Here is a 25,747-nt window from a genome sequence, read left to right as displayed (position 1 = left end):
GTTATACAAATTACAAATTATTTAATACCTTGCATTCTTAATTGAGGGTTAACATAAATCTTTTAAAATAGGATTATTTCCTAATAAGTGTCTTATGGCGTCAAACGGGAGTGTGACTTCTACCGCACCCATGGAATACGGAGTGATGTCATATACATTGTAATGAAAGGTGATACCTTTTGTGTCTAAATAAAAATTTTCGGTGGGAATGATTTCTCCGGTAGAACCATATCCGAGATCCTCCAATGCTTCACGAGTCGTTACTCGATTGTCAGCCATTAATTGATTCCATATCAACTCTGTCAGCGGTTCCTGGTATCCGGCAATGAAAAGATCTTCGAGGAGGAGAGGTCTTATCAGAGCGAGATCCATGTTTACATACATGGTAGTATACATTCCGTGCGCACCACCCGTATATTCATTGTAGTCTACACGATAAACCAAAAGGTCGTTCCTGTAAAGTTGCACATGGCTTTCTATATTCTTATAATAAGAATACCACGTTCTTATGGATGAATCGTTATTTTTATCCTTTTCATCTTCAAGATACATAGGTTCTAAATCGCGACGGTACTCGTCTATGTAGTTCCGGGTGTATTGATTGATTACGTCTTCCGGTTTTTCTCCGGAAAACTTATCACCGAAGCAGATGGAAATGAAATATTTATTCAGGCTGTCTTTCAATATCGGGTCCGAAGATCTCACTGGATAAGTGAATCCTATTCTTATATTACATGCCGGTTTGCCTGTGTCGTTGAAAAGATGTGCGGTTTCATTTATCCGGATGCTGTCAAAGCGCAGAACACCCGTATTTTTGTTCATCTTGTCGTGGCAAGATGATAAATAAATACTTACCGAAAGTATAAACGCAAACAGGCTGACATATTGTTTGTTCATTATCGTTTTTCTTATAATTACAACTTTTACCGCATTGTTCCTTATCGACAAATATAGATAATAAACGGATACAACGAATAAAAAAAGCAAAAAAATATTCTATGCCGCTAATTTCTCATTATCTTTGTAAATATGAGTAATATAGTAAAAAAAATATTTCCTGTGCTTAACATGCATTGTGCAGGATGCGCCAATAATGTAGAAAAGACTGTAAAGAAACTGTCAGGGGTAATGGATGCTTCTGTCAACTTTGCTACGGGCAGTTTGAATGTCTCTTATGAAAAGGAACAGTTGACACCCGGAGAAATCCGTGCGGCGATATTGGCGGCGGGATACGATTTGATAATCGAAGAAAATCATAAAGAAAAGCGTCGCGAGGAAGAACAACAGAAACGTTATCGCCGGCTGAAACGGAGGGTGATCGGTGCATGGATTCTGGTTGTTCCGTTGCTTCTGTTTTCCATGCTATGGATGGATTTGCCGTATTCCAATGAAATACAAATGCTGTTGACCATTCCCGTAATGATATTTTTCGGCAGTCCTTTTTTTACCGGTGCATGGAAACAGGCTAAATTAAGGCGCAGCAATATGGATACGTTGGTAGCGTTGAGCACCTCCATCGCTTTTCTGTTCAGCATGTTCAACACGTTTTTCCCTGAGTTCTGGTATTCCCGGGGGCTGGAACCTCATGTCTATTACGAGGCCTCTGCAGTGATTATCGCCTTTGTGCTGACAGGCAAATTGATGGAGGAACGCGCCAAAGGAAATACTTCGGCAGCTATCCGTAAACTGATGGGGATGCAGCCTAAGGTTGCCCGCATTGTGAGAAACGGCACGGAGGAAGAAATTTTGATCGAAGAGTTGCAGGTGGGAGATGCGGTAGTCGTGCGTCCGGGCGAGCAGATTCCGGTAGACGGTATCCTTGTCGAGGGCGAATCATATGTGGATGAAAGCATGATTAGCGGCGAACCTGTTCCGGTGGATAAGAAGGCAGGTGACAAAGTATTGGCAGGGACAATCAATCAGCGCGGAGCTTTTGTTATCTCCGCCTCTCAGGTAGGGGAAGAGACGGTATTGGCGCGTATCATCCGTATGGTGCAGGATGCGCAGGGCAGTAAAGCTCCGGTACAACGTATTGTCGATCGTATCACGGGCTTTTTTGTTCCGGTAGTGCTTGGCTTGTCGGTTCTTACTTTTATATTATGGTTGCTCATCGGGGGCAAGGAATATATATCTTACGCCGTACTCTCTGCCGTATCCGTTTTGGTCATAGCCTGTCCCTGCGCTTTGGGTTTGGCTACTCCTACCGCATTGATGGTGGGAATAGGCAAAGCTGCCGGTCGGCACATTCTGATAAAAGATGCCGTAGCTTTGGAACAGATGCGAAAAGTCGATGTGGTAGTTCTCGATAAAACGGGTACTTTGACGGAAGGTCGTCCTACTGCTACGGGATGGTTGTGGGCACAGACTCAGGACGTGCAATTCAAAAACATATTGCTGGCAGCCGAATTGAAGTCGGAACATCCTCTTGCGGGAGCCATTGTCGATGTTCTCCGCGAACAGGAGGGAGTTCGCCCGGCTGTTCTCGAGGGTTTTGAAAGTATAACCGGTAAAGGCGTAAAAGTGGTTTGTGAAGGGACTGTTTATTGGGTGGGAAGCCATAAGTTCCTGAAAGATTTTAATGCCGTTCTGCCCGATGTGATGGCAGAAATGCTGGCCATATACGAAGCTGACGGGCAGGGAATTGTCTATTTCGGTCGTGAAAGTGAACTCCTTGCCATTATTGCCGTCGCAGATCCCGTTAAAGCAACTTCGGCCCAGGCTATAAAAGAACTTCAACGGCAAGGAATCGAAATTTATATGCTTACGGGCGACGGCCAGCGTGTAGGTGCGGCAGTCGCTTCCCGCCTGGGTATTCGTCATTTCATTGCAGATGCTCTGCCCGATGAGAAGGAGCGTTTTGTGCGCCAACTCCAGGAACAAGGGAAAAAAGTGGCGATGGTGGGCGATGGCATCAATGATTCTCAGGCATTGGCGGTGGCGGATGTAAGTATAGCAATGGGGAAAGGAACAGATATTGCAATGGATGTGGCTATGGTTACGCTGATGACTTCCGATTTGTTACTTCTCCCGAAAGCTTTTGAACTGTCGAGACAAACGGTACGCCTCATTCATCAGAATCTGTTTTGGGCTTTCATTTACAACCTCATCGGTATTCCCGTTGCCGCCGGCGTATTGTTTCCCGTAAGCGGGCTGTTGTTGAATCCGATGCTGGCAAGTGCCGCTATGGCTTTCTCGAGTGTGAGTGTGGTACTCAATTCATTGAGTTTGAGTAGAAGGAAGTAGCCCGGGGGCTTTCTTGCGCTCCTGTTCTTGCAGGATATGTAAGGATTATTTTTTATAACTTTTGTTTTTGATGAAAACTGAAATTATTGATTGGGGACTTATCGGGTACGGCGAGGCGTGGAAGCGCCAGTCGGAACGGTTTGACGGGGTGGTTCGCGCCAAAGCTCATGGAGAAACGTATGAGAACGGGATTATATTTTGCGAACATCCGCACGTATATACATTAGGACGTAGCGGAAAGGAAAACAATATGCTGCTCGGTGACGAACAACTGAGAGCTATCGGCGCAACGCTCTATCATATCGACCGGGGAGGGGACATTACATATCACGGTCCCGGACAATTGGTTTGCTATCCGATATTGAATCTTGAAGAGTTCCGGATGGGGCTAAAGGAATATGTCCATTTTCTGGAAGAGGCCGTAATCAATGTTTGCGCTTCTTACGGCATTGAGGCGGGGCGACTGGAGAAAGCTACCGGAGTATGGATCGATGCCGATACTTCACGCGCACGAAAAATCTGCGCTATCGGGGTTCGGAGCAGCCATTACGTTACGATGCACGGATTGGCCTTGAACGTGAATACGGATTTACGTTATTTCAGCTACATAAATCCTTGCGGGTTTATCGATAAAGGCGTTACTTCCCTTCGCCGGGAACTGAAGAATGAAGTTTCCATGGACGAAGTGAAGCAGCGTCTCGGTTGCGAACTCAGAAAACGATTCCCAGGCTGAGTTGCCAAGTGCGGTTCATGAAGCTGTTATTGGCTGCCAAAGCATAAGAGAAGTCTATACATACAGGCCAATAGTGTATGCCTCCTCCCAACGTTGCATAGTTTCCCACCCATTTGTCCTTGTCTCCGAAATTATATCCGGCACGAACGATTCCGTATTTGAGGAAACTGTACTCGGCGCCCAATGCGGTTTCGAAACTGCGGTAATCGGAAGGGAAAAAGTATTTGATGTCGCAAGCTATCTGCAGGCTGTGCTGTATGTTGAACGGGAGGATAATCGCACTTCCTATGCCTAACCGCGAAGGTAAACGCACACCATCTAATTTTCCTCCTAAATTGGCCGCCTGAACACCTATCGACCACGTTGCCATTTGATTCAGTATCGGCAGATACTGATGGTAAGTAGCTCCCAAGTCTACATAAGCCGTGCCTTTGCTTTCGTTGAGAATTGTTTTGGCGCGCAGGTATTGGAGTGTTAACGAAAGCGATAAACTCTCCGTTATCCGGTTGAAATATCCGGCTCCCAAGCTCCATGCCATCGGACGTAAGGGCTTATCACTCCCTTCATAGACGATTTCGGGAGCCCTGACGTGTCGGAAAGCCGCAGTGAAGCCTTGTTTTCCTTGCCTCCCCATCCGGTAAAAGAGAGACGCGCTGTGCAACGGATGATCGTTCTTTATGTCTGCGTAAGAATAAGTGAACCCCATTACTTCTTGTGAGAAAGCGATGGTGGAAGCATTGTGATAAATGGCTATACTCGGATTGTTTGTAACGGCTAATCCGGCGCCTCCCATACTTGTGGATTGCGCGTCCGGAATGATTTCCGGGAAATAGATGCCTGTAATTCCCTGTGCTTTTGGCAGAACAGGAGCGAGGCATGCAACAAAAAGGAATAATTTCAGTCGTTTCATAAGCTGCTTTTTGAAGGTTGAGGTACTCGGACGACACGTATGCCCGTCCACGATTTATTGTCTTCGAACATCTTGCTGACAGGCTTTTCACTCGTTACTACTTTCTTCTGCGTAGAGGAAGCGTGCAGCAAATGCAATTTGCCGCGAATATATTGGGCTATTCCCACATGTGCGATGTCGAGCCCTTTCACAGATGTGGTGAATGCTATGATGTCGCCGTTCATGATCCATGGAAGTCCCTGATCGGGAAGTTTGTTTTTGGGCAACCAGTGTACGCTCTTCCCCGAGAGCGCTTTTTCGTATGCCGCCATTCGCGCCACATTCGCCGGCGAATCGGCCAATTGCTTGTATTTCTGCGGATGGGCGGACATATACGATATCGACAATTCGATGGTGTACGGACTATGTTCTGCCGTTATGTCTTTTATGAGCCCGTGGCGGACACCGTTGTCGATCCAGTCGGATGTGTAGTGCAGCCGTGAGGGGTAACCGTCGATAATGCCGTCGCGGTAGCGTATCTTTTGAAGATTTTCGTCAAAGCACGGGCCCATCGCTTCTGCCGTCACGTATTCGACGAACGTCAGACAGTCGACCGAATCGCGTTGAACCACCAGTTTTTCTTCCGTATTTCGGTCGAGCGTATGGGCTACATACGTTGTTCCGAGATATCTCTTTCCGATTTTGAGCATCGGGTTTGTTTGCCCATTGCTGTCCATTGCCACGTTTGGAGCGGAACCGCCTGCGGAGTGTAAAGCGCTTCCGACGGTTCGCAAGATGCCCTCGGTCTTTTGCTTGCAATACCCGCTTCCGGAGTGCGAAACCGCCCCGGCAGGTTGCTGTGCAAAAGTCATTTCTGTTGCAAGCAGTACGATAACAGCTAAAATCTTTTTCATGTTTATCTCACTTTCATAGATGCTTTGATGAAATATAGAATCAACAGCGCGTATGCTCCCAATGCCAATACTTCCGACCAAGTGTTGTTCAGCCAGGCCTCGTTAACTAAATTGATACCGCCGAAACGCATTGCCGCACTGACTACGCCCATGAGCGCGCCGCCGGCGATGAATCCGGAAGCCAACAGGGTTCCTTTTTCGCCCCGTTGCGTATTCAGTGCCGTTTCTTTACTGCGAGTTGTCACATACCAGTTGACCGCTCCTCCGACAACCAGTGGGACGTTCAGCTCCAACGGGATGAACATTCCGAGGGCGAAGGCTAATGCCGGTATCCTGAAAAGAGTCAGTACGATTGCCAGTATCGCTCCGATGCCATATAGCAGCCAAGGAGCTCCGACTCCGCTCATCAACGGCTCGATCACTGCCGCCATCGCATTGGCTTGCGGCGCTGCCAGAGCGCCGCTTGTGAATCCGTACGTTTTATTCAATATAATCATTACGCCGCCTACGGTTGCCGCCGATACGATAGTGCCCAGAAACTTCCATGCCTCCTGCTTGGCTGGGGTGCTTCCCAGCCAGTATCCTATCTTCAGATCGGTAATGAAACCGCCCGCCATGGAAAGGGCCGTACACACCACGCCGCCCATTACGAGAGCCGCCACCATTCCCGAAGGACCTTTCAGCCCGAATGCAACCATCACCACCGATGCCAGAATCAATGTCATCAGTGTCATGCCCGATACCGGATTGGTTCCTACGATAGCAATTGCGTTGGCTGCCACCGTTGTAAAGAGGAAAGCGATGACCGCCACCAGTAGAATGGCGACCAGGGTGTGCAACATATTCCCGTGCATTACGTCGAAATAGAAGAAGAGCACCACTAAAATCAGCGTCAATATGGAGCCGATGGCGATGACTTTCATCGACAGGTCCCGTTGTGTACGCACAATACTCGTTTTCACATCGCTTTTTCCGCCCATTTCTTTGGCTGCCAGCCCGACGGCGCTTTTGATGATTCCCCACGAGCGGATGATGCCGATGACGCCTGCCATAGCGATGCCGCCTATACCGATGCTTTTGGCATAATGCTTGAATATCTCTTCGGGGCTCATCATGCCTACCGTAGCGGTGATTTCAGGGTTCCATGCGTTCAGTACGCTGTCGCCCCAAAGAGCCGACATGCCCGGAATGATGATCCACCATACCGCCAACGAACCGGCGCATATGATAGAGGCGTATTTTAAGCCGACGATATATCCGAGTCCGAGAACAGCCGCGCCGGTATTTACTTTGAACACCAGCTTGGCCTTTTCTGCCAATGTCTCTCCGATGCCGCATACACGCGTTGTGAAGTTTTCGTTCAACCATCCGAAGGTAGCCACTGCAAAGTCGTATAAACCGCCGATGATTCCCGCCATCAGCAAAGGTTTCGCCTGGTTTCCGCCTTTTTCGCCCGAAACCAATACCTGAGTCGTTGCGGTGGCTTCAGGAAAAGGATACTTACCGTGCATGTCGCTTACGAAGTATTTGCGGAAAGGAATCAGGAATAAAATTCCCAATACGCCGCCCAATAGCGAACTGATGAATACTTGCATGAAAGTCACCGTCATTTCGGGATATTTGGCCTGAAGGATATAGAGTGCCGGGAGGGTGAATATGGCGCCGGCTACAATGACACCGGAGCAAGCTCCGATAGATTGTATGATTACGTTCTCTCCCAATGCGTTTTTTCTTTTTGCTGCTCCCGAAACTCCTACGGCTATGATTGCAATGGGGATGGCGGCTTCGAAAACCTGTCCCACTTTCAGCCCAAGATAGGCGGCCGCGGCAGAGAAGAGGATAGCCATGGCAATTCCCCATGTCACCGACCATAAATTGACTTCCGGATAATTGCCCGAAGGTTTCATCAAGGGTGAGTAAACTTCGCCCGGCTTCAATTCTCTGAACGCGTTCTCGGGCAATCCGGCAACTTTTTCTTCTTCCTGTTTCATACTACTTTTATTGTTTGCTGATTCTGTCAATGTATCCAATGCTGTTTTCGTTCATTGGAGCATCGGTCTGTTAAATGTTTTTTTCAAGCTCCAAAGTAAGCAAAAAAAAAGGAGAATCAAAAGATTCTCCTTTACGATATAGGTTGTTTTTTACATTCTATGCTATTTTGCCTCCATTTCACCTTCGATGTAGAGCCGCACCATTTCTGTTTTCGCATTGGTGCGCAGGGTAATCGACTTCTTGAAGTGTCCCGGATATTTTCCTGTTCCGTTGTAAGTTACCTTAATGTTCCCTTTCTTTCCGGGCATGATCGGCTCTTTGGTGTATTCCGGAACAGCACATCCGCAGGATGCCACTGCCTGATGAATGACAAGAGGAGCGTCTCCGATGTTGGTGAATGTGAATGTGCACGTTACTACCGGACTGTTTTCCGAGAATTTTCCGAAGTTGTGTGTCGTTTTATCGAACTTGATATTCGCATTGGTTTGAGCGAATGTGAAACCGATGCTTATCGCCAATAGGGCGATTAAAGAAACTATCTTTTTCATTGTTCTTTTCTTAATTTATAATTTACAACGTGCAAAGGTAAGGTTTTTTATCTGAAAATAAAGTATATTGATTGTCAAATAGATTTAAACAGGTTTTTCCGGCGTGTTTTTATATAGGAAGAATGAGCTTTTCGGAGAAGATTTGTCGAATGCAATAATTACGTTATATTGCCTGAAAAAAAAGCCGGCCGTGTTTTTTTCAAAGCCGGCCGTGTTTGATTTCAAAGCCCGCCGTGTTTTTTTCAAAGCCGGCGGGCTTTTTTTTAGATCGTCTCGATGTGTTTCGCTCAAGGTTTCCGGGCTATTTTTTCATGCCGAATCCAAGCATCATTCCGTCGTAATTCTTTGCCAGCGAACTACCGCTTCTTATTGCGGTATTGTTCGTGTTGCTCCCGATGAAGGTCATCAGTTTCAACAGTTTATCGGAGTTGAACAGCAGTTCCATAGAGCCGGGTCTGTAGTTTACTTTGGCATACATGTTCAGCAGCTTTAGAAACTTCAGCTGCACTCGTTTGGTTGAAGAGTCGTAAGAGTAGGTACCTTTCATGGTATGGCCTCCTACTTTGCTTACAAATGTGCTGTCGGCATTGAACGTAAAGCTCATTTGTCCGGCTCTGATTCCCACTTTGCCCAGTTGTTCATTCAGTTTGCTTTCCGCCATCGTTGCCGCCGCCATCCCTCCGGCTTTCATCAACAGGTTTTCCGACTTGAATTCAACGGCCGAACTTTCATAGCTCCATGTTCCTGTCAGGTCGACCTTCGTAGACGTTTGTCCCGTCACGGCTTCTACGACTTTCGAAATGTTGTCTTTGCCGAGCAGGTCTTTCCACGATTGGGCATGGCAATTTGCCGACAGCAATGAGAAGAATGCGATAAATGCAAGGCAGGCAGTGTTTTTTTTCATTTTATTTGGTGTTGAGCTCTTTGTTGATATTTTCAATATAGTCTAATATTTCGGTGCGTCCGGTACGGTTTTCCGATGAAGAAATGAAATGGGGGGGGAGGTCTTCCCACTGTTTTCTCATTTCTTGCAGATAAGCGTTGATATTCATCTTCAGCCGCCCTCCTTTCAGTTTGTCGGCTTTGGTAAAGATGATGGAGAAAGGAATGCCGTTTTCGCCCAACCATTCCATAAATTCCAGATCGATGGGCTGGGGAGCGAGCCGGCTGTCTATCAGAACGAAGAGATTCGTCATCTGCTCCCGTTCCAATATGTAATCTTCGATGATTGTGCGTATCTGTTCCTGTCCTTTTTGTCCGCGCCGTGCGTATCCGTAACCGGGCAGGTCGACCAGATACCAGCTTTTGTTGATGAGAAAATGGTTGATCAGCATCGTTTTTCCCGGAGTGGATGAGGTCATGGCCAACCCTTTTCGTCCGGTGAGCATATTGATCAGGCTTGATTTTCCTACATTCGAACGGCCGATGAATGCGTATTCGGGGAAAACTCCTTCAGGACATTTCTTCACGTCCGTATTGCTTATTATAAATTCAGCGTTTGTTATTTCCATATCGATAATTTATGTAATGTATTTTTTTGTTCTCCGGTGTTTCCCGGCATTCTGCCGCTGCTGTTGTTCGTCTTTCTTCTGACCGGAGGCAAGCGGAATAACTGTGCAAAGGTAATACTTTTATTGATAAATAGCTTTCGCAGTAGATAGGTTTTAAAAACAATATCCGTATCTTTGTGCCCCAAAGTAAAGAAAGACCATTCAACGTTTATGAGCCAACAATATCCTTCTGTATTACTCGAAAAGGCGGTAAGCGAATTTTCCAAGCTTCCCGGTGTGGGACGCAAAACGGCGATGCGGCTCGTACTGCATCTGCTCCGTCAGGACGCGTCTGCCGTAGAGGCTTTTGGAAATGCCATCGTTACGCTGAAACGCGAAGTGAAGTATTGCAATGTGTGCCATAACATTTCGGACACGGAAACCTGCCGCATCTGCGCCAATCCCCAGCGCGACGCTTCAACGGTTTGTGTGGTGGAGAACATTCGCGATGTGATGGCGGTGGAAGCTACCCAGCAATACCGCGGGCTCTACCACGTGTTGGGAGGAGTCATTTCGCCGATGGACGGGGTAGGACCGGGCGATTTGCAAATAGACAGCCTTGTGAAACGCGTGGCAGCGGGAGGTGTCGAAGAAGTGATTCTGGCTCTGAGCACGACAATGGAGGGGGATACGACAAACTTTTATATTTACCGCAAACTGGAGAAGATGAACGTCAGGCTGAGTGTCATTGCGCGTGGAATTTCTGTGGGCGATGAACTGGAATATGCCGATGAGGTAACGTTGGGACGTAGCATAGTGAACCGGACTCTCTTTACCGGAACCATATAGATCGCATTAACTATTCAAACGAATCATGAAAAAACAGATAAAACGCGCTGTCAGGAGCTTGAACATCAGTTATATTTTCTTTTGGGTACTTCCGGCTTTTCTGATGGGGGCGGGGGAGTTGGAGCTGATGCCGGTCGGGGGGCTGGCGGATGATGCCGAAGCCGTATATTATTTAGAGACCATCGGCATCCTATTGACGGCAGTCTGTGTACCGCTGTCGTTGAAGCTGTTCAGCATGGTGTTGAAGAACAAGATAAACGAGCTCACCGTTACGCTGGCCTTAAAGCGCTATGTGTTGTGGAGCATCGTTCGTTTGGGAATTCTTGAGGTGGTTGTTTTGTTCAACCTGCTATGCTATTATTTGACGCTCAGCAATACGGGAAATTTATGTATGCTCATCGGGCTGACGGCTTCGCTCTTTTGCCTGCCGGGAGAGAAGAGGCTTCGCAACGAACTGCATATCAATGAAGAATAGAAGAGTATGAAAAAAGCGTTTTTGACGAGCGACAGAATTATCCTTCGCGCCGTGGAACCGGAGGATCTGAACATTATGTATGAAATGGAGAACGATCCTCTTATGTGGGATATAAGTAATTTCACAGTGCCTTATTCCCGCTATGTGTTGCGCCAATACATCGAAAACTCGCAATGCGATGTTTTTGCCGACAAGCAACTGCGTTTGATGATTGTTCGCCGCTCCGACTACCGTGTATTGGGAACAATCGACATTACCGACTTTGTTCCTCTCCACTCGCGTGGCGAAGTGGGGATTGCTTTGTGCCGTCATTTCCGAGGACAGGGATATGCGGCCGATGCGCTGAAGCTGCTTTGCGAATATGCTTTTGAGTTCTTATCGTTAAAGCAACTCTATGCCCATGTCGCTGTTGACAATGAAGACTGTATCGATCTCTTTGTCTCTTGCGGTTTCACCCAAACGGGCACATTGAAAGATTGGTTGCAGATGGGGGGAGTATATAAAGATGTAGCATTTCTTCAGTTTTTGAATCCGAAAAGAAAGGAAAGCGGGAAGTAATCAGTTGAGTGTGGGCACTTGCGGAAAACGAGCCCATGTCTCATACTTGCTCCCTAATTTTTCGAGCGACCTTTTCCACATGTCTTTTATGTCTTCCCTCATGAGATAAGCATTGTCTTCCTTGGATATAAGCCAGGTGTTCTCTTTGATTTCAGAGTCCAATTGATCGCTCTCCCAACCGGAATATCCCAAAAAGAAACGGATTCGGTTGTTTACCTTATTGCCTTGCAGAATGTATTTTTTTATTTCGTCGAAGTCGCCGTTCAGATAGAGTCCTTTGTTTATGGATAGCGATCCGGATATGTCGGGCAAAGTGTGAATGAAAAACAGCGTGTCTGTAGCCACGGGACCTCCTTTATACAATGGTATTTCATCCTCGTACTTCAACTCTTTGATAATGTCGTTCAGGCAAAGAGGCAATTGCTTGTTGATAATAAGTCCCATGCTCCCCTCGTTACTATGGTCTATCAATAATATAACAGACCGCCCGAAGGTGGTGTCTCGCAGGAAGGGTTCGGATATCAGCACCTTCCCTCGTGCAGGAACTACATTGTTGGATTGAATTTTAAATATGTCGGACTCGCTATTCATGCCACTAATTTATGAAAAAAAACGGAAAAAAGAAGATTTTTTCCGTTTTTTATATCATAAATGCTTTATGGAGCTCTTCATTCTTCACAGCGATTGATTGACGGGATGGTTTTCGGCAAAAAGTTTCATACGCTCTTCGAGTTGGGCGTATTGGTGATCTTTGATGAAGGAAGTGCAGGCGCGCAGCCCTTCCTGATGGCTTCCCGTGGTGACCAGTGAGATGGCGCTTACCCCGTAATACATCAATTCTTGGGCGAGTTCTCCGCTGCTCATGCCGGGATAGCCGATGGTGAAATAAAATCCGTCGGCAACCGGGTCGTCCAAGTCTTTGTCATATACCAGATGAAACCCATGGCGGATGAATATCTCTTTTAGTTTCTGTGCTCTTTCACCATATACTCTGACTTCTTCGAGGAAATTGTATCGCCCCTCACCGGCTGCCCTCAGCATGGCCGTCATGGCATATTGTGCCGAATGGCTCGTTCCGGAAGAAAGCGCGTAAAGAATACGGTGGATAAACACTGTCCCGAAACTCCCCCCGCCGTATCGCTTCGTCAGTGCCGGGTATTTACGGTGATAAAGTTTGTCGGAAATGCAGCTTACACCTATTCGTTGTCCGGCATAACTGAAAGCTTTCGAACCGGAGATAAGCAAGATGTAATGATCCGTATAATGAGCTATCGAGGGTTGGAAAGGAGGTTGGTAAGGCTTGCTCAGGTCTTTTCGGAAATCCATGGCAAAATAGGCCAGATCTTCGAGTACGATTACATCATACCGGGTAGCAAGTTCGCCGATAATCCGCAACTCTTCGTCTTTCAGGCAGATCCAGCTCGGATTGTTCGGATTGGAATAGATGACAGCCGATATATTTCCTTTTTTCATATAGCTTTCCAGTTTGTCTTTCAGCCTTTCGCCGCGGTAGTCGTACACATCGAACGTTTCGTACTTTTGCCCCATTACGGTCAGCTGTTGCTTCTGTACAGGAAAGCCGGGGTCGATAAACAAAATCGTGTCTTTCTTTTCATTGCATTGGCTGCAAGCCAGAAAAGAAGCGAATGTTCCCTGCATCGATCCGGTGACAGGTACGCATCCTTCGGGGCTGACTTCTGCATTGATAAAAGCCTTGATAAAATCGGAAGCCGCCTTCTTCAGTTCCGGTACTCCGTTGATATCCGGATAAAGGCTTGCCACTCCTCTTTGCAAGGCTTCGATTTCCGCTTTTACTCCTACGGATGAAGGGGGCAGTCCGGGCACTCCCATCTCCATTTTTATAAATTCTACGCCCGATTCGGTTTCGGCTTTTGAAGCAATTGCCTTTACTTCCCGGATGGTAGCTTTGGAGAAGTCTGCAATTTGAAGTTCATCAATGGCATTATCAATGATGTTTCGTTCGATAGGTGTATTTTTCATTGCATATTGATTTATTGCATTCACTGCAAATGTACATGATAAATTTTAATATATGCACTTTTTATGAAAAAAGAGATATGGGCTATTGCAGGATTCGAAAAAATAGCTACCTTTGCACTCGCAATTGAGAGAAGTTGCAGGTTGACAAAGATTTTTTTGAGGTGCGTTAGTTCAGTTGGTTAGAATACATGCCTGTCACGCATGGGGTCACGGGTTCGAGTCCCGTACGCACCGCTTTTGAAATGAAGGTTCAAAAAACATTCGGAAAGTTTCATTAAAACTATTCCGGTGCGTTAGTTCAGTTGGTTAGAATACATGCCTGTCACGCATGGGGTCACGGGTTCGAGTCCCGTACGCACCGCACTCTTATTAAAATAAAATTAGGCTGCTCCTGAAGTTTAAATCACCGGAGCAGCCTAATTTTATTTCTTCCCATTTGTATTTCACCAACTATCAATCGATTGTTGATAATAAAATAATGTTTATTTAACTTTTAGATAATCAATTGATAAATAGATTCTTATAATCTACTTATCGTTTTAATTAAAAATATTCCTTTAGAAATTAATATTCCAAGAAAACATATATTGTCTTTGCAACGTTTTCTAATTGAGACTTATTCCTTTGGAATTTAATTTTATACTTTTTGATACAATATATGAAAGAAAGTTTTTTGAGCAAATATGGACTTACGATAGTAGGAGTCATCATTGGCAGCATAGGCGGGTATTTTTATTGGAGATTTGTCGGATGTTCCGGAGGATCTTGTCCGATAACCTCATCGCCTGTAAGCAGTTCGATATGGGGAGCAGTAATGGGAGGTTTACTATTTAATGTATTTCAAACAGAAAAGAAAGATGAATAATGTATTGAGACAATGGAATGCGGCGCGTATCATTCGCTTGGTCGCAGGTATTGGATTGGGAGTTTACGCAATAGCGTCAAAAGAATATCCGTTTCTCTTTTTGGCGATTTTCTTCCTGGCGCAAGCCATTTTGAACATTCCATGTTGCGCGTCCGGTGCTTGTGCTTCGGATTCTTCGGAGAATCAGGTATATAAAGATATTATCAAGCCGTACGATCCTGAAAAAGAATCATAGGCAGAATATCCGGCCCTTGTATGTAATAGAATATTTTGTCTGTAAGTTTCAGATAAACGATACTAAGAAAACAATTAATTGAGTGATAAATAATAAAAAACAGAAGAATATGAAAACAATCCAATTGACTAAGAGTGAATTTTTAAAGCGAGTTGCCGATTATGAAACGAGTCCGAATGAATGGAAATACCTGGGTGATAAACCTGCCATCATCGATTTTTATGCCTCTTGGTGCGGTCCTTGCAAAATGATAGCGCCGATTTTGGAAGAATTGGCGGCGGAATATGCCGATGAGTTGTACATCTATAAGGTAAATACAGAAGAGGAGAGAGAATTGTCTTCCGTATTCGGTATCCGCTCCATCCCGTCTTTGTTGTTTGTTCCAATGGAAGGACAACCGCAAATGGCAATGGGAGCGATGTCGAAAGCAGATTTTAAGAAAGCCATACAAAGTGTGCTGTTGAACAAATAATCCTTTTTTTTATTTATGTAATTTCCTTAGGAAAATAAGTAAGGAGGCAAGAAGATAATATAAATGTTTTTCAGTAACTTATAATGGAGTTCAGATTTTTAAATATGAATAGAAAAAGAAAAATGCTGTTAGTGGCGTGTTGCATATTCGCTGTTACGGCGAATGCCCAACAAAGTAACCGCCTGACAATGGGTGAAGCGGTAAATATTGCGGTGGGGAATAATGCCAATATAAAGCTGTCTAAATTGGATCGTAAAATATCAAACGCAAACTATCATCAGACCGACGCAATATTCTTACCCCAAGTTTCGGTAAGCTACAATGCGATGGTTACAAACAATCCGTTGAATGCTTTCGGTTTTTTATTGCAGCAAAGCCGAGTTACAGCACAGGACTTCGATCCCTCGCGGTTGAACCATCCCGGAGCCTCTCGAAATTACAACGCCGGCGTGGAGGTTAAGATGCCTTTGTTGAATGTCGACCGCATATTCGCCCGCAAAGGCGCAAAGCTGCAAGAAGAGGTATATAAAAACAAAGAGCAATATACGAAAGATTATATCAGGTTTGAGGTACAAAAAGCCTATACGCAGCTTCAGTTCGCTTATCAAGCCCGTGATATATTGACCCATACTTTGGAGGATGTCCGCCGGATTTATCAGTCGGTCAAGAACTTTTACGATCAGGGGTTAGTGCAGAAATCGGATGTTTTAAATGCTCAGGTACAAGTAAATACGGTAGAAAGCGCATTGGCAAAAGCGGAGAGCAGCGTCATCAATGCATCGGATGGATTGAAACTGCTGATGGGCGGCTCATCGTCCGAAACGAACGTATATATTCCCGATTCCTTAATTCAGAAAACCCCGACGATATCGGCGCCGGCATTCTCTGAGACGCGATCGGACGTCGTGGCGATGCAAAAAGCATTGGAAGCGTCTAAAATGATGGTGAAGTCGTCTTATACCACTTTTCTGCCTACGATTAACGCTTTCGGTACCTATCAGTTTAACGATACCCAAATCTTCAAATTTAAAGAAGACTCTTACCTGGCAGGAATCAGTCTGAGCTGGAATCTGTTTTCGGGCAACCGGAACCGAAGCAAACTGAGATCGGCTTTGATGCAACGGGATAAAATGCAGAAAGAACTCGAGCTGCATATCGATAAGAGCCGCATAGAGGTAGATAAAACTGCGCGCGATTTGCTCGACTTGCAGTTCGAAATCAGGAAACAGGAGGCAAGTGTGGAGCAGGCTACCGAGGCGCTTCGGATACTCACCGACAGGCATAAGGAAGGGTTGGCCAGTACCACGGACCTTCTTCTGTCTCAGGTGCAACTGTCGCAACAGCGTCTTACGCACGCTCAAGCGGTGATGGCTTATAACATTGCCGGGTATTATCAAGAATTACTTACAACAAACAAATAATGCATAAACAGTTATGAAAACGATTCGAACAATGATATTGGGGATGGCGGCTGTTTCCTTTTTTTCTGCTTGCTCGTCCGATGCGACAAAGAAAAAAGAAGAAGCACCCGTAGGAGTAAAAGTGTATTCACCTGCAAAGTTAACCGCTGACGGTCTTTTTGTCAGTGGAATGGTGTCCGCCAGGCAAACAGCCATCATCAGCACCCGAAACATGGGATTTGTAGATAAAATATATGTAAAGCAGGGCGACAGGGTGACTGCCGGACAATTGTTGATAATTGTCAACAGCGACGATTTGAAAGCGAAGAAATCCCAAGCCGAAGCCATGGTGATCGAAGCTGAAGCCGCGGCTAAGAATGCGGCACGCGATTATGAAAGGTTTAAAAAACTGCACAGTCAGAAAAGCGTATCGGATAAAGAGCTGGAAAATATAGAGCTGAATAAAACATCTATAGATGCAAAAAAACAAATGGCTCTTCAATCGCTCAACGAAGTGAAATCGATGCTTGCTTATACGCATATAAAAGCTCCTTTTTCGGGCGTGGTTACCCAAAAGAAGATAGACGAAGGAAGCATGGCAAGCCCCGGTATGCCGCTTCTGGTCGTTGAACAGTCGGGAGAAATGGACGTTCAGGCCACTGTTCCCGAGAATTATGTGCAATATCTCAATGTCGGTGATTCTGTAAAGGTAGATATCAAATCTTTAGGCCGTCGCATTGAAGGAAAAATCAGCGAATTGAGCCCTTCCGCTTCTTTGACCGGCGGACAGTATGCGATGAAAGTCGCTATTTCCGCAAAAGATAAGGCAAACCTTCGCTCGGGAATGTATGCAGGTATTTTTATTCCCGGCAAAGGCAACGGAGAAAGTCTGCGGAATATTTTAATCAATGAGTCTTCCGTTATCCGCCGCGAACAGCTCACCGGAGTATATGTGGTCGGTTCCGGCAATCATGCCGTGCTTCGTTGGGTGAGATTGGGTAAAAAAATGGGTGAACAGATCGAAGTCTTGTCCGGATTGGATGAAAACGACCGAATCATTGAAAACGTCACCGGAGAACTTTATAATGGTAAAAGCATAACCGTATTAAAATAACAGCACGATTATGGAACAAGGAATATCAGGAAAAATTGCCAAAGCCTTTATTACATCAAAGCTAAGCATTCTGTTGATGGTTGCTTTCTTGATGTTGGGGGCGTTCAGTATATATTTTATTCCGCGCGAGGAAGAGCCTCAAATAGAGGTTCCCATGGCGGACATCATGATCGGTTATCCCGGAGCTACCCCGCAAGAGGTGGAAAGCAGCGTGGTGCAACCGATTGAAAAAATCATTTCGAATATCAAAGGGGTGGAAGACGTATATTCCACTTCGATGAACGGTATGGCCATGATTACCGTGCAGTTCTATGTCGGAGAGGATGTGGAACGCTCGCTGGTGAAGCTGTACAATGAGTTGATGAAGAATATGGACCGCATACCTCAAGGCGCCACAATGCCTCTGGTAAAGACAAGATCGATCGATGACGTACCGGCTCTGTCGTTTACGCTTTGGAGCGATAAAATGGGAGACTACCGGATTCGCCAAGTCTCCGAAGTGGTAGCGAATGAAATCAAGAAGATTCCCGATGTGGCACAGGTCAATGTGATAGGCGGACAAAGCCGGCAAGTGAGAATCTTGCCGGATAAAGACAAAATGGCCGGAAGCAAAATAGATTTCGGTACGGTCGTACAAGCTTTGCAGGCCAATAACGCCCAAATGCACAGCGGTAATATATTGAGCGGCGACAAGGTTTACTCCGTTCGCACAGGAAACTTCTTTTCAAGTGTGGAAGAGGTTAAAAATACGATTGTGGGAGTGACCGACGGTCACCCGGTCTATTTGCATCAAATAGCGTCGGTGGAAGACGGTCCCGAAGTCCCTCGCAACTATGTTTCGTTCGGCTTCGGATCGGCCAATCCCGAACTCCGTGCCAAGCATCCTTCTGATTATGCCGCCGTCACTATATCAGTGGCGAAGAAAAAAGGCGCCGATGCGATGAAGCTTGCCGATGTCGCCATCGATAAAATGGAACAACTGAAAAAAGATTTGATCACCGAAGATCTGAATGTGGAGGTAACCCGGAATTATGGCCTCACCGCTTCGCACAAAGTTTCCGAACTTTTATGGCATTTGTCCATAGCGATTATTATCGTCACCTTGTTTGTGATGCTGGCTATGGGATGGCGTGGCGGATTGGTGGTGTTTATTTCCGTTCCCATCACCTTTGCGCTCACATTGTTCGCCTACTATTTCCTGGGATATACGTTGAATCGCATCACTCTCTTCGCTTTGGTGTTTGTGACGGGTATCGTTACCGACGACTCCATTATTATTGCGGAAAATATGTACCGGCATTTCAAAATGAAGAAGCTGCCTCCCATGCAGGCTGCGCTGTATGCCATCAATGAAGTGGGCAACCCCACTATTCTGGCTACGCTTACAGTCATTGCGTCCGTTCTGCCGATGGCTTTTGTCTCCGGCATGATGGGGCCATACATGAGCCCGATGCCTATCGGTTCTTCTATCGCCATGATATTTTCTTTGCTGGTGGCTCTTACACTGACACCCTATTTCGGCTTTTTGTTTCTTCAATATAAGGGAAAACATGCCGACGAATCCGCAACCAACGAAGAGGAGGAAAATGGTGAGGAACTGCATCAGAGCCGCATATACAAAGTTTATTCTGCCATAACGACGCCTTTCCTCGAAAGCAGAAAGAAACGGTGGGCGTTTATGCTTGGCCTGACGGTGGTTTTGCTCAGTTCGTTCGTACTGTTCTATACCAAATCCGTATCCGTCAAGATGCTTCCGTTCGACAATAAGAATGAATTTCAGGTAGTCATCGATATGCCCGAAGGGACTACGCTCGAACGTACGGCAGCTGTGGCAAAAGAGCTGGGCATATACATCGGCAAAAATGAGAAGGTAACCAACTATCAGACGTATGTAGGCACTTCCGCGCCTATCAGCTTTAATGGCTTGGTGCGTCATTACGACTTGCGCTCGGGAGACAATGTGGGAGATATACAGGTGAACCTTGTAGATAAAGGAGAACGCAGCGAGCAGAGCCACGACATTGCCAAATCCATGCGCGACGGCCTGCAGGAGATAGGCAAACGTTTCGGTGCGAACGTGAAGATTGTGGAAGTGCCGCCCGGGCCTCCCGTGATGTCGACCGTTGTGGCCGAAGTATATGGACCCGATTACGAAAAACAAATCGAGATAGCCGACCGGATTAAAGAAATTCTTGCGCGTACGCCCAACGTGGTCGACGTAGACTGGACGGTAGAGAGCGACCAGCCCGAATATCGGTTCGAAGTGGATAAAGATAAGGCCATGAAGCGCGGCATCCCTGCCGGGCAGATTGTGGAAAATATGCGTGGCGCCTTGTCCGGCATGACTGTGGGAATACTGCATCAGCCATCGACTGTGAACCAAGTGGGTATTATGCTTCAACTGCCCGAACAAGACAAATCGAATATGGAAGAGGTGATGAGTATGAAAGTGGTGAGCCGGCAGGGCGCAGTCGAGCCGATCGGGAATCTGGTGAGTGTGACAAAAGGTGAAAAGGCGAAGAGCATTTACAGAAAGAATCAGAAACGGGTAGTCTATGTATTGGCCGAAGTGGCGGGAGACTTGGAAAGTCCGGTTTATGCCATGGCCGATGTTTCGTCAGAGCTGTCGAAGATACAGCTTCCCGCAGGCTACAGTATCCGCGAAGAATACAGCCGGCAACCCGAACGGGAAGACGACTTCTCGCTGAAATGGGACGGAGAGTGGAAAATCACTTATGAAGTATTCCGCGACTTGGGACTTGCCTTCCTCTTTGTGCTCGTCATCATATACATGCTCATTGTCGGCTGGTTCCAGAACTTCATCACTCCGTTGGTGCAACTGGCGGCTATTCCCTTGTCGCTGATAGGAATCATTTTGGGACATTGGGTGATGGGAGCTTACTTCAGCGCTCCGTCGATGATCGGTTTCATCGCTCTCGCAGGCATCATGGTGCGCAACTCCGTACTGCTCATCGATTTTATCGATATCCGGCTGAAAGACGGCATTCCTCTCAAACAAGCGGTTATCGAAGCCGGAGCCGTGCGTACGACACCTATTATACTCACGGCGGGCGGTGTGGTGCTGGGTGCCATTGTGATGTTGTTCGACCCCATTTTCCAAGGTCTTGCCATATCACTGATGGGAGGAACCATTACTTCCACCATGCTCACCCTCGTGGTAGTGCCGTTATTGTATTTCAAAATGTTGAAGAACAAAGTAAAATAAACAGCTATGAAACTTATAGTCGTATTAAGTATCGCCGAATATCAGGAGCGTGTAGCACGTTTGCTGCACGAAGCGGGGATTGTCCGTTTCAGCACGGTAAACATTACCGGATATAAGAAAGGTAAAGAGAGGGCTTCTTTGAATTGGTTCGGAAGAGGAGCCTCGGGAGCCAAGACCAATTCGCTCATGCTCTTCAGTTTCGCTCCCGAAGAGATTGTCAACGATGCGATCCGCCACATCGAGCATTGCAATGCGGAATGCGGAGATTTATTTCCCGTTCATGGATTCGTGTTGGAAGTAGAAAACTTTTCAAAATTCATATAATATAATGAAAAAAGAATATATCATCCGTTTGGTAGTCGGCAGCATGGTGCTTGCCGGCACCTCACTCGCTTATTTCGTATCCTCTGCATGGTTGCTTTTGCCCTTGTTCGTAGGAGCCAATCTCGTGCAGTCTTCTTTTACCGGATTTTGTCCGCTCGAATATTTTCTGGATAAATCAGGCGTTAAATAATAACAACGAAATATCCGTTTTCCGAAGGATACTTGTTACATGGACAAATAAAACGTATATTTGTCAATCTATTTATTTCGGAAAATAAATCAGTAGAAACAGATATGGAAACATTGTGCAGAATAAGAGATGTCTATCGTGCCATCATAGCATTTGAGTTGGAGATGGAAAAGAAGCACCATCTTTGTTTAAACGAGGGCATGTTGCTATGCAGCCTTTCCAAAGTAGACCGGCTTTCTTCGGGCGAGATAGCCGAAACATTGGGACTGACGAATTCCAATGCTTCCAAGGTTATCCGGTCTGTTGAAGACAAAGGGTTGGTAGAACGCGTGATGGGAGTTGTGGACAAGAGACAGATGTATTTTTCGCTTACGAGGAAAGGCAAAAAGGCTTTGTCGGAAATCGTATGCGAAGAATTGGAAATGTCCGATTTGCTTCAGAGAGTTTTGCAAAGTAATGCGTTTTAGCATCAGTTAGGGTTTGGTTTGTTTGATAAGAGGCTGTCGCGCTAAACTGTACTGTTTCGAGGTACAATGATGACGACCGAAACAATCATTGGGAAGTTTCAAAAGTTTCCTGCCGTTCAGGTATGCTATCAAATCTCTGTCTGAAAATCCTGTGTAGGATTTAAGAACCATTAAAGCGATCCTGCCTTCAGCAGAAAAGTAGTTCTTACGCCTATAATCAGACTCTTTCAGACCCATCCTATATGCCAACTCTTGGAAAGGAAAAACAGAATGCACATGCCTCGGCTCACTGCATGCAAAACTCCGGTGATATCTTTCTGAGTATCGAACCCGATAAAACCTGAAGCAGGTTGGATTTCGCAGATTTTATGTATCTTTGCCATATGTGTTTTAGCAAGTTTTCCCTGTTTTGGCGCCAAACCACTTTTGCGGGGAATGCTTAAAGATACAAAAAAGCCAACTGACTCGCAATGAATTAGTTGGCTTTGATATTAATATATGTGGATATCCCTAATTAAAGCAAATGCTTTGGTTTTCCACCCTATCATGCCGACAGACAACCGGCTTTTATTCCCTGATTTTAATGCAGCAATTCGACAAATCTTCGATGATAGCCAGACTTTCTACACGTACGCCCTGCTCTTCCAGAATCCTTCGTCCGTCTTGGAAAGATTTCTCAATGATGAACCCCATACCGACAAGATTGGCGCCCGCCTGTTTCACTAAATCGATGACTCCTAAGGCGGCATTACCATAAGCCAGAAAATCGTCTACAAAAAGAATGTTGTCGTCCGGAGTCAAAAAGTCGGCGCTGATAACGACTTCATAATCTCTGTCCTTCGTGAAAGAGTGTACAGTCGTACTCAGTACATTCTGTATTGTTTTAGGAGATTTCTTTTTCGCAAAAACAACCGGCAGGTCCATCAAATAGCCCGTCATGATAGCCGGAGCGATTCCGCTCGCTTCGATAGTCATAATCTTGTTGACATTGGTTGCTGCAAAACGACGGACAAACTCTACACCTATCGATTTCATTAAGACCGGATCCATCTGGTGATTAATAAAACTGTCCACTTTCAGGATTCCTCCTTCGTAGCATTTCCCGTCTTGCAGAATTCTCTTTTTTAATAATTGCATCTTATATGTTATTTATTTGTGGTTATTGATTCTCCCTTATGTCTTTTACTCGCACGGCTTTTCCTTCGCTCTGCGGTAAAGAGCCTTTCTTTACCAGTTTTACTTTGGGAGTAACGAGGATTTCATCTTTCAACCGGCGGGCGATTTCTTTGCGTGTTTTTTCCAACTCTATATAATTGTCGGTACAAAGGTCGCTCAACTCCACTTCCACCACCATTTCGTCTTGATGGTTCACCGTTTGCAACGTGATAAGGTAGTTGCTCCCCAATGCGGGAAAACGTACCAGAATTTTCTCTACCTGCATGGGGAAGATGTTCGCTCCTTTAATGATAATCTTCTTCCCAGTATTTTCTATCCATCGTTGTTATTTATTACATCAGCTTTTCTGCCATTTCTTTACCGGCAGCCAATGCTTTCAGGTTCATTTCAACGATTTCTTCCCCTTTCCGTTGGAAGATTTCACGAATGCTTTCTTGCACTTTCCGGTAGTCGATACCGAGGAAAGGAATGGTGGCTCCCAATAGTACGATGTTCGCCACTCGTGCAGAACCGGTTTCCTTGGCTATTTTGTCTACACTCAGCACAATTTTATGCGGAAGCTTGTCGATTTCCGCCATCAACATATGCTCTTCGGGATAGTGGGGGATGTTGATAAACGGAGTATCGTTGGTCACCAGCCATCCTTCGGGGCTGAGGTAGGGGAGATAGCGTAGCCCCTCCATGGGTTCGAGCGAGATAATGAGGTCACATTTGCCCAATGGAATCAAATCGGAGGCGATGGGGCGGTCGCTGATGCGGAGATTCGATTGTACGTCTCCGCCGCGTTGACTCATTCCGTGCACTTCGGCCTGCTTCATATACAGACCTTCTTTCAGAGCTGCTTTACCGATCACTGTGGCGATGGATAAAATTCCCTGTCCGCCTACTCCTGCCAATATAATATCTTTTTTCATGATTTACTTGCTCCTTTTTTTACGTGATAATGTTTGGATACATTCTCTGCGCGGGATGATGACAGATACGCCACGGTATTCGATTTCTTCGCGTATGATCTGCTTCATTTCTTCGTAATTCTTTTTCAGCGGAACCACTACGCGAATGTGTGAAGGAGATACTCCCAAGCCTTCGCAGATAGCTTCTATTCGCCCCGTCCCGGCAGAGTCTTGTCCGCCAGTCATTGCTGTTGTTTCGTTGTCGGATATGATGACGGTGACATTGGCGTTCGCATTCACGCAATCGAGCAGGCCAGTCATTCCAGAATGGGTAAAGGTGGAATCTCCGATCACGGCTATCGCTGGATGAAGTCCTCCGTCGGCCGCTCCCTTCGCCATGGTGATGGAAGCTCCCATGTCCACACAAGAGTCGATGGCATTGAAAGGTGCATTGGAGCCTAATGTATAGCATCCGATGTCGCTGAATACTTTGTGGGTAGGATACTCTTCTCTGAGCACTTCGGTCAGGGTGGTATACATGTCGCGATGGCCGCATCCCTGACAGAGAGCGGGCGGACGCATTTCGACAAGGGCAGGCACGCCGAACATCGACTTGTTTTCTTTGCCTACGGCACGCGCAACAGAGTCCGGATTCAATTCTCCGTCCTGTGAAAGGGTTCCGTCTAAACGTCCTTTTACGTTGATGCCCAGTCCTAAATAACCTTTCAGCTGCTTTTCTACAAAGGGTTGTCCGTCTTCCAGCACCAGTATCTCTTCGCAGGATTCTACCAACCGGAGAAGTTGTTTCCTGGGCAACGGATACTGTCCGATCTTAAGTACCGGATATTCGCATCCCTCAGAATAGTTCTCCATCAGATAATTGTAGCCGATACCGCAAGCAACAATGCCCACTTTTTTATTAGGACCGTCAATGTATTTATTGTAGGGTGACTCTTCGGAAGCTTTAATGAAATTTTCTTGACGGGTAAGCAATGCTTTGTAGCGCTTGCGCGCAATACCCGGAAGCAAGATAAACTGTCGGGGATCATCGCTGAAAGAAAGTTCATTCTGAGGCTTTTGCTCTTTGGGTTCCACTCCCGATCGGGAATGTGCGAGACGGGTTACGATACGTAGTAATAAGGGTTCTCCTGTCTTTTCGGAAAAATCGAATCCGTGGTATACCATGTCGTAAGCCTCCTGCTGGCTGCTCGGCTCATACATGGGAATGAGCGAAAAGTCTCCATAGAACCGACTGTCTTGTTCGTTCTGCGAAGAGTGCATACCGGGGTCGTCAGCGGCTACCACGATCAATCCTCCTTTCACCCCCGTGACAGCTGAATTAACAAAACAGTCTGCAGCCACGTTCAGGCCTACGTGCTTCATGCAGACTAAAGCTCTTTTCCCGACAAACGACATTCCGAGTGCTGCTTCCATCGCTGTCTTCTCATTCGCACACCAACGGCTGTGTATTTGCCGTTCGGTGCTGACGAGAGCTGCCTGAATGTACTCTGTAATCTCTGTAGAAGGGGTTCCGGGATAAGCATATACACCCGAAAGTCCGGCATCTAATGCCGCCTGCGCAATGGCTTCGTCGCCAAGTAAGAGTTTTTTGCTCATTTCTTCTAAGTTTTTTAGTGTTATTCATAGTTTATTCTTTATCGGGTAAAGATAAAACTTTCTACTCTCTTTATTA

The 25,747-nt window shown here is 46.1% G+C and carries 26 protein-coding genes, 2 tRNA genes and 1 pseudogene; 16 read left to right on the top strand and 13 right to left on the bottom strand.

Translation table 11 applies throughout. From position 1 onward, the window contains the following. Positions 1 to 48: 48 nt before the first annotated feature. Entirely contained in the window at positions 49 to 897 is an 849-nt protein-coding gene (locus GGR07_RS04615; protein ID WP_034542460.1) for a DUF3298 and DUF4163 domain-containing protein, read from the bottom strand. Positions 898 to 1,029: 132 nt separating this feature from the next. Here GGR07_RS04615 and GGR07_RS04610 point away from each other — a divergent pair, with 132 nt between their 5' ends. Next, entirely contained in the window at positions 1,030 to 3,243 is a 2,214-nt protein-coding gene (locus GGR07_RS04610) for a heavy metal translocating P-type ATPase (RefSeq protein WP_034542364.1), read from the top strand. Between the two features lie 70 nt (positions 3,244 to 3,313). Beyond that, positions 3,314 to 3,976 carry a lipoyl(octanoyl) transferase LipB gene (gene lipB / locus GGR07_RS04605; protein WP_021645078.1) on the top strand — a complete coding sequence of 221 codons (663 nt, stop codon included), beginning with the start codon at positions 3,314 to 3,316 and terminating at the stop codon, positions 3,974 to 3,976. Here the strand turns inward: lipB and GGR07_RS04600 are convergent. From GGR07_RS04600 to yihA, 6 genes are all read right to left on the bottom strand, one after another. Further along, complete coding sequence (locus GGR07_RS04600) at positions 3,954 to 4,886, bottom strand: PorV/PorQ family protein (RefSeq protein ID WP_021645077.1); 933 nt, start codon at positions 4,884 to 4,886, stop codon at positions 3,954 to 3,956. The genes lipB and GGR07_RS04600 overlap by 23 nt on opposite strands. Then, positions 4,883 to 5,659, bottom strand: a complete 777-nt coding sequence (locus tag GGR07_RS04595) for an N-acetylmuramoyl-L-alanine amidase-like domain-containing protein (RefSeq protein ID WP_034542457.1) — start codon at positions 5,657 to 5,659, stop codon at positions 4,883 to 4,885. Before GGR07_RS04595 ends, GGR07_RS04600 begins: the two co-directional genes overlap by 4 nt. Before the next feature lie 122 nt (positions 5,660 to 5,781). After that, the gene (locus GGR07_RS04590) at positions 5,782 to 7,770 is read right to left on the bottom strand and encodes an OPT family oligopeptide transporter (protein WP_021645075.1); all 1,989 of its coding nucleotides are present in this window, start codon (positions 7,768 to 7,770) and stop codon (positions 5,782 to 5,784) included. Positions 7,771 to 7,932: 162 nt separating this feature from the next. Continuing rightward, on the bottom strand, positions 7,933 to 8,319 hold the full coding sequence (locus GGR07_RS04585; RefSeq protein ID WP_021645074.1) for a DUF1573 domain-containing protein: 387 nt from the start codon (positions 8,317 to 8,319) through the stop codon (positions 7,933 to 7,935). Between the two features lie 301 nt (positions 8,320 to 8,620). Next, positions 8,621 to 9,223 carry a DUF4923 family protein gene (locus GGR07_RS04580; RefSeq protein WP_021645072.1) on the bottom strand — a complete coding sequence of 201 codons (603 nt, stop codon included), beginning with the start codon at positions 9,221 to 9,223 and terminating at the stop codon, positions 8,621 to 8,623. Position 9,224: 1 nt separating this feature from the next. Then, the gene (gene yihA, locus GGR07_RS04575) at positions 9,225 to 9,830 is read right to left on the bottom strand and encodes a ribosome biogenesis GTP-binding protein YihA/YsxC (RefSeq protein WP_021645071.1); all 606 of its coding nucleotides are present in this window, start codon (positions 9,828 to 9,830) and stop codon (positions 9,225 to 9,227) included. Positions 9,831 to 10,040: 210 nt separating this feature from the next. Here yihA and recR point away from each other — a divergent pair, with 210 nt between their 5' ends. The 3 genes from recR to GGR07_RS04560 are packed head-to-tail and all read left to right on the top strand — an operon-like array spanning position 10,041 to position 11,691. Further along, complete coding sequence (gene recR, locus GGR07_RS04570) at positions 10,041 to 10,658, top strand: recombination mediator RecR (RefSeq protein WP_021645069.1); 618 nt, start codon at positions 10,041 to 10,043, stop codon at positions 10,656 to 10,658. A 25-nt stretch (positions 10,659 to 10,683) separates the two neighbouring features. Then, positions 10,684 to 11,133: a hypothetical protein gene (locus tag GGR07_RS04565; protein ID WP_021645068.1), complete on the top strand. Its 450-nt coding sequence runs from the start codon at positions 10,684 to 10,686 to the stop codon at positions 11,131 to 11,133. A gap of 6 nt (positions 11,134 to 11,139) precedes the next feature. Further along, positions 11,140 to 11,691, top strand: coding sequence for a GNAT family N-acetyltransferase (locus GGR07_RS04560; protein ID WP_021645067.1), 552 nt, complete (start codon positions 11,140 to 11,142; stop codon positions 11,689 to 11,691). On the opposite strand, the gene GGR07_RS04555 is transcribed toward GGR07_RS04560, so the two are convergent. Beyond that, a complete protein-coding gene (locus tag GGR07_RS04555) occupies positions 11,692 to 12,282 on the bottom strand; it encodes a YqgE/AlgH family protein (protein WP_021645066.1) in 591 nt (196 codons plus the stop codon). It abuts the gene before it with no gap. 84 nt (positions 12,283 to 12,366) lie between these two features. Next, positions 12,367 to 13,692 carry a pyridoxal phosphate-dependent aminotransferase gene (locus tag GGR07_RS04550; protein ID WP_021645065.1) on the bottom strand — a complete coding sequence of 442 codons (1,326 nt, stop codon included), beginning with the start codon at positions 13,690 to 13,692 and terminating at the stop codon, positions 12,367 to 12,369. A gap of 160 nt (positions 13,693 to 13,852) precedes the next feature. Here GGR07_RS04550 and GGR07_RS04545 point away from each other — a divergent pair. The 11 genes from GGR07_RS04545 (at position 13,853) to GGR07_RS04500 (ending at position 21,985) form a co-directional block, all read left to right on the top strand. Continuing rightward, positions 13,853 to 13,926 (top strand) — tRNA-Asp (locus GGR07_RS04545). Positions 13,927 to 13,979: 53 nt separating this feature from the next. Then, a tRNA-Asp gene (locus GGR07_RS04540) sits at positions 13,980 to 14,053 on the top strand. Between the two features lie 297 nt (positions 14,054 to 14,350). Next, the gene (locus GGR07_RS13775; RefSeq protein ID WP_081691757.1) at positions 14,351 to 14,557 is read left to right on the top strand and encodes a DUF6132 family protein; all 207 of its coding nucleotides are present in this window, start codon (positions 14,351 to 14,353) and stop codon (positions 14,555 to 14,557) included. Next, positions 14,550 to 14,792 carry a hypothetical protein gene (locus GGR07_RS04535; protein ID WP_034542455.1) on the top strand — a complete coding sequence of 81 codons (243 nt, stop codon included), beginning with the start codon at positions 14,550 to 14,552 and terminating at the stop codon, positions 14,790 to 14,792. The genes GGR07_RS13775 and GGR07_RS04535 overlap by 8 nt, the downstream gene beginning before the upstream one ends. An 82-nt stretch (positions 14,793 to 14,874) precedes the next feature. Then, the gene (trxA, locus tag GGR07_RS04530) at positions 14,875 to 15,264 is read left to right on the top strand and encodes a thioredoxin (RefSeq protein WP_021644799.1); all 390 of its coding nucleotides are present in this window, start codon (positions 14,875 to 14,877) and stop codon (positions 15,262 to 15,264) included. 104 nt (positions 15,265 to 15,368) lie between these two features. Further along, complete coding sequence (locus tag GGR07_RS04525) at positions 15,369 to 16,685, top strand: TolC family protein (protein WP_034542360.1); 1,317 nt, start codon at positions 15,369 to 15,371, stop codon at positions 16,683 to 16,685. Positions 16,686 to 16,698: 13 nt separating this feature from the next. Next, entirely contained in the window at positions 16,699 to 17,778 is a 1,080-nt protein-coding gene (locus GGR07_RS04520; RefSeq protein WP_021644801.1) for an efflux RND transporter periplasmic adaptor subunit, read from the top strand. A gap of 10 nt (positions 17,779 to 17,788) precedes the next feature. After that, positions 17,789 to 21,004 carry an efflux RND transporter permease subunit gene (locus tag GGR07_RS04515; protein WP_122056606.1) on the top strand — a complete coding sequence of 1,072 codons (3,216 nt, stop codon included), beginning with the start codon at positions 17,789 to 17,791 and terminating at the stop codon, positions 21,002 to 21,004. 6 nt (positions 21,005 to 21,010) lie between these two features. Beyond that, positions 21,011 to 21,328 (top strand): hypothetical protein, encoded by a 318-nt coding sequence (locus GGR07_RS04510; RefSeq protein ID WP_021644803.1) that lies wholly within the window; start codon positions 21,011 to 21,013, stop codon positions 21,326 to 21,328. 4 nt (positions 21,329 to 21,332) lie between these two features. Further along, positions 21,333 to 21,518: a YgaP family membrane protein gene (locus GGR07_RS04505; protein WP_021644804.1), complete on the top strand. Its 186-nt coding sequence runs from the start codon at positions 21,333 to 21,335 to the stop codon at positions 21,516 to 21,518. 104 nt (positions 21,519 to 21,622) lie between these two features. Beyond that, complete coding sequence (locus GGR07_RS04500) at positions 21,623 to 21,985, top strand: winged helix DNA-binding protein (protein ID WP_021644805.1); 363 nt, start codon at positions 21,623 to 21,625, stop codon at positions 21,983 to 21,985. A 567-nt stretch (positions 21,986 to 22,552) separates the two neighbouring features. Here the strand turns inward: GGR07_RS04500 and xpt are convergent. The 4 genes and pseudogenes from xpt to GGR07_RS04480 all read right to left on the bottom strand — a co-directional run bounded on the left by xpt (position 22,553) and on the right by GGR07_RS04480 (position 25,671). Further along, positions 22,553 to 23,122 (bottom strand): xanthine phosphoribosyltransferase, encoded by a 570-nt coding sequence (xpt, locus tag GGR07_RS04495; protein WP_021644807.1) that lies wholly within the window; start codon positions 23,120 to 23,122, stop codon positions 22,553 to 22,555. 22 nt (positions 23,123 to 23,144) lie between these two features. Beyond that, a pseudogene (locus GGR07_RS04490) lies at positions 23,145 to 23,453 on the bottom strand (phenylacetate--CoA ligase); the annotation flags it as partial. A 40-nt stretch (positions 23,454 to 23,493) separates the two neighbouring features. Then, entirely contained in the window at positions 23,494 to 24,075 is a 582-nt protein-coding gene (locus GGR07_RS04485; RefSeq protein WP_021644809.1) for an indolepyruvate oxidoreductase subunit beta, read from the bottom strand. A gap of 3 nt (positions 24,076 to 24,078) precedes the next feature. Next, complete coding sequence (locus GGR07_RS04480) at positions 24,079 to 25,671, bottom strand: thiamine pyrophosphate-dependent enzyme (RefSeq protein ID WP_021644810.1); 1,593 nt, start codon at positions 25,669 to 25,671, stop codon at positions 24,079 to 24,081. Between the last annotated feature and the right edge of the window lie 76 nt (positions 25,672 to 25,747).

This window comes from Bacteroides pyogenes (genome assembly GCF_014196225.1).
Classification (GTDB): domain Bacteria; phylum Bacteroidota; class Bacteroidia; order Bacteroidales; family Bacteroidaceae; genus Bacteroides; species Bacteroides pyogenes_A.
Note: the sequence above shows the minus strand (reverse complement) of the source record. Positions and strands in the feature narration are given on the sequence as shown.

Coding starts and splice junctions, on each gene's coding strand:
- GGR07_RS04615 (WP_034542460.1), bottom strand. CDS start 897: ATGAACAAACAATATGTCAGCCTGTTTGCGTTTATACTTTCGGTAAGT.
- GGR07_RS04610 (WP_034542364.1), top strand. CDS start 1,030: ATGAGTAATATAGTAAAAAAAATATTTCCTGTGCTTAACATGCATTGT.
- lipB (WP_021645078.1), top strand. CDS start 3,314: ATGAAAACTGAAATTATTGATTGGGGACTTATCGGGTACGGCGAGGCG.
- GGR07_RS04600 (WP_021645077.1), bottom strand. CDS start 4,886: ATGAAACGACTGAAATTATTCCTTTTTGTTGCATGCCTCGCTCCTGTT.
- GGR07_RS04590 (WP_021645075.1), bottom strand. CDS start 7,770: ATGAAACAGGAAGAAGAAAAAGTTGCCGGATTGCCCGAGAACGCGTTC.
- GGR07_RS04585 (WP_021645074.1), bottom strand. CDS start 8,319: ATGAAAAAGATAGTTTCTTTAATCGCCCTATTGGCGATAAGCATCGGT.
- GGR07_RS04580 (WP_021645072.1), bottom strand. CDS start 9,223: ATGAAAAAAAACACTGCCTGCCTTGCATTTATCGCATTCTTCTCATTG.
- yihA (WP_021645071.1), bottom strand. CDS start 9,830: ATGGAAATAACAAACGCTGAATTTATAATAAGCAATACGGACGTGAAG.
- recR (WP_021645069.1), top strand. CDS start 10,041: ATGAGCCAACAATATCCTTCTGTATTACTCGAAAAGGCGGTAAGCGAA.
- GGR07_RS04565 (WP_021645068.1), top strand. CDS start 10,684: ATGAAAAAACAGATAAAACGCGCTGTCAGGAGCTTGAACATCAGTTAT.
- GGR07_RS04560 (WP_021645067.1), top strand. CDS start 11,140: ATGAAAAAAGCGTTTTTGACGAGCGACAGAATTATCCTTCGCGCCGTG.
- GGR07_RS04555 (WP_021645066.1), bottom strand. CDS start 12,282: ATGAATAGCGAGTCCGACATATTTAAAATTCAATCCAACAATGTAGTT.
- GGR07_RS04550 (WP_021645065.1), bottom strand. CDS start 13,692: ATGAAAAATACACCTATCGAACGAAACATCATTGATAATGCCATTGAT.
- GGR07_RS13775 (WP_081691757.1), top strand. CDS start 14,351: ATGAAAGAAAGTTTTTTGAGCAAATATGGACTTACGATAGTAGGAGTC.
- GGR07_RS04535 (WP_034542455.1), top strand. CDS start 14,550: ATGAATAATGTATTGAGACAATGGAATGCGGCGCGTATCATTCGCTTG.
- GGR07_RS04525 (WP_034542360.1), top strand. CDS start 15,369: ATGAATAGAAAAAGAAAAATGCTGTTAGTGGCGTGTTGCATATTCGCT.
- GGR07_RS04520 (WP_021644801.1), top strand. CDS start 16,699: ATGAAAACGATTCGAACAATGATATTGGGGATGGCGGCTGTTTCCTTT.
- GGR07_RS04515 (WP_122056606.1), top strand. CDS start 17,789: ATGGAACAAGGAATATCAGGAAAAATTGCCAAAGCCTTTATTACATCA.
- GGR07_RS04510 (WP_021644803.1), top strand. CDS start 21,011: ATGAAACTTATAGTCGTATTAAGTATCGCCGAATATCAGGAGCGTGTA.
- GGR07_RS04505 (WP_021644804.1), top strand. CDS start 21,333: ATGAAAAAAGAATATATCATCCGTTTGGTAGTCGGCAGCATGGTGCTT.
- GGR07_RS04500 (WP_021644805.1), top strand. CDS start 21,623: ATGGAAACATTGTGCAGAATAAGAGATGTCTATCGTGCCATCATAGCA.
- xpt (WP_021644807.1), bottom strand. CDS start 23,122: ATGCAATTATTAAAAAAGAGAATTCTGCAAGACGGGAAATGCTACGAA.
- GGR07_RS04485 (WP_021644809.1), bottom strand. CDS start 24,075: ATGAAAAAAGATATTATATTGGCAGGAGTAGGCGGACAGGGAATTTTA.
- GGR07_RS04480 (WP_021644810.1), bottom strand. CDS start 25,671: ATGAGCAAAAAACTCTTACTTGGCGACGAAGCCATTGCGCAGGCGGCA.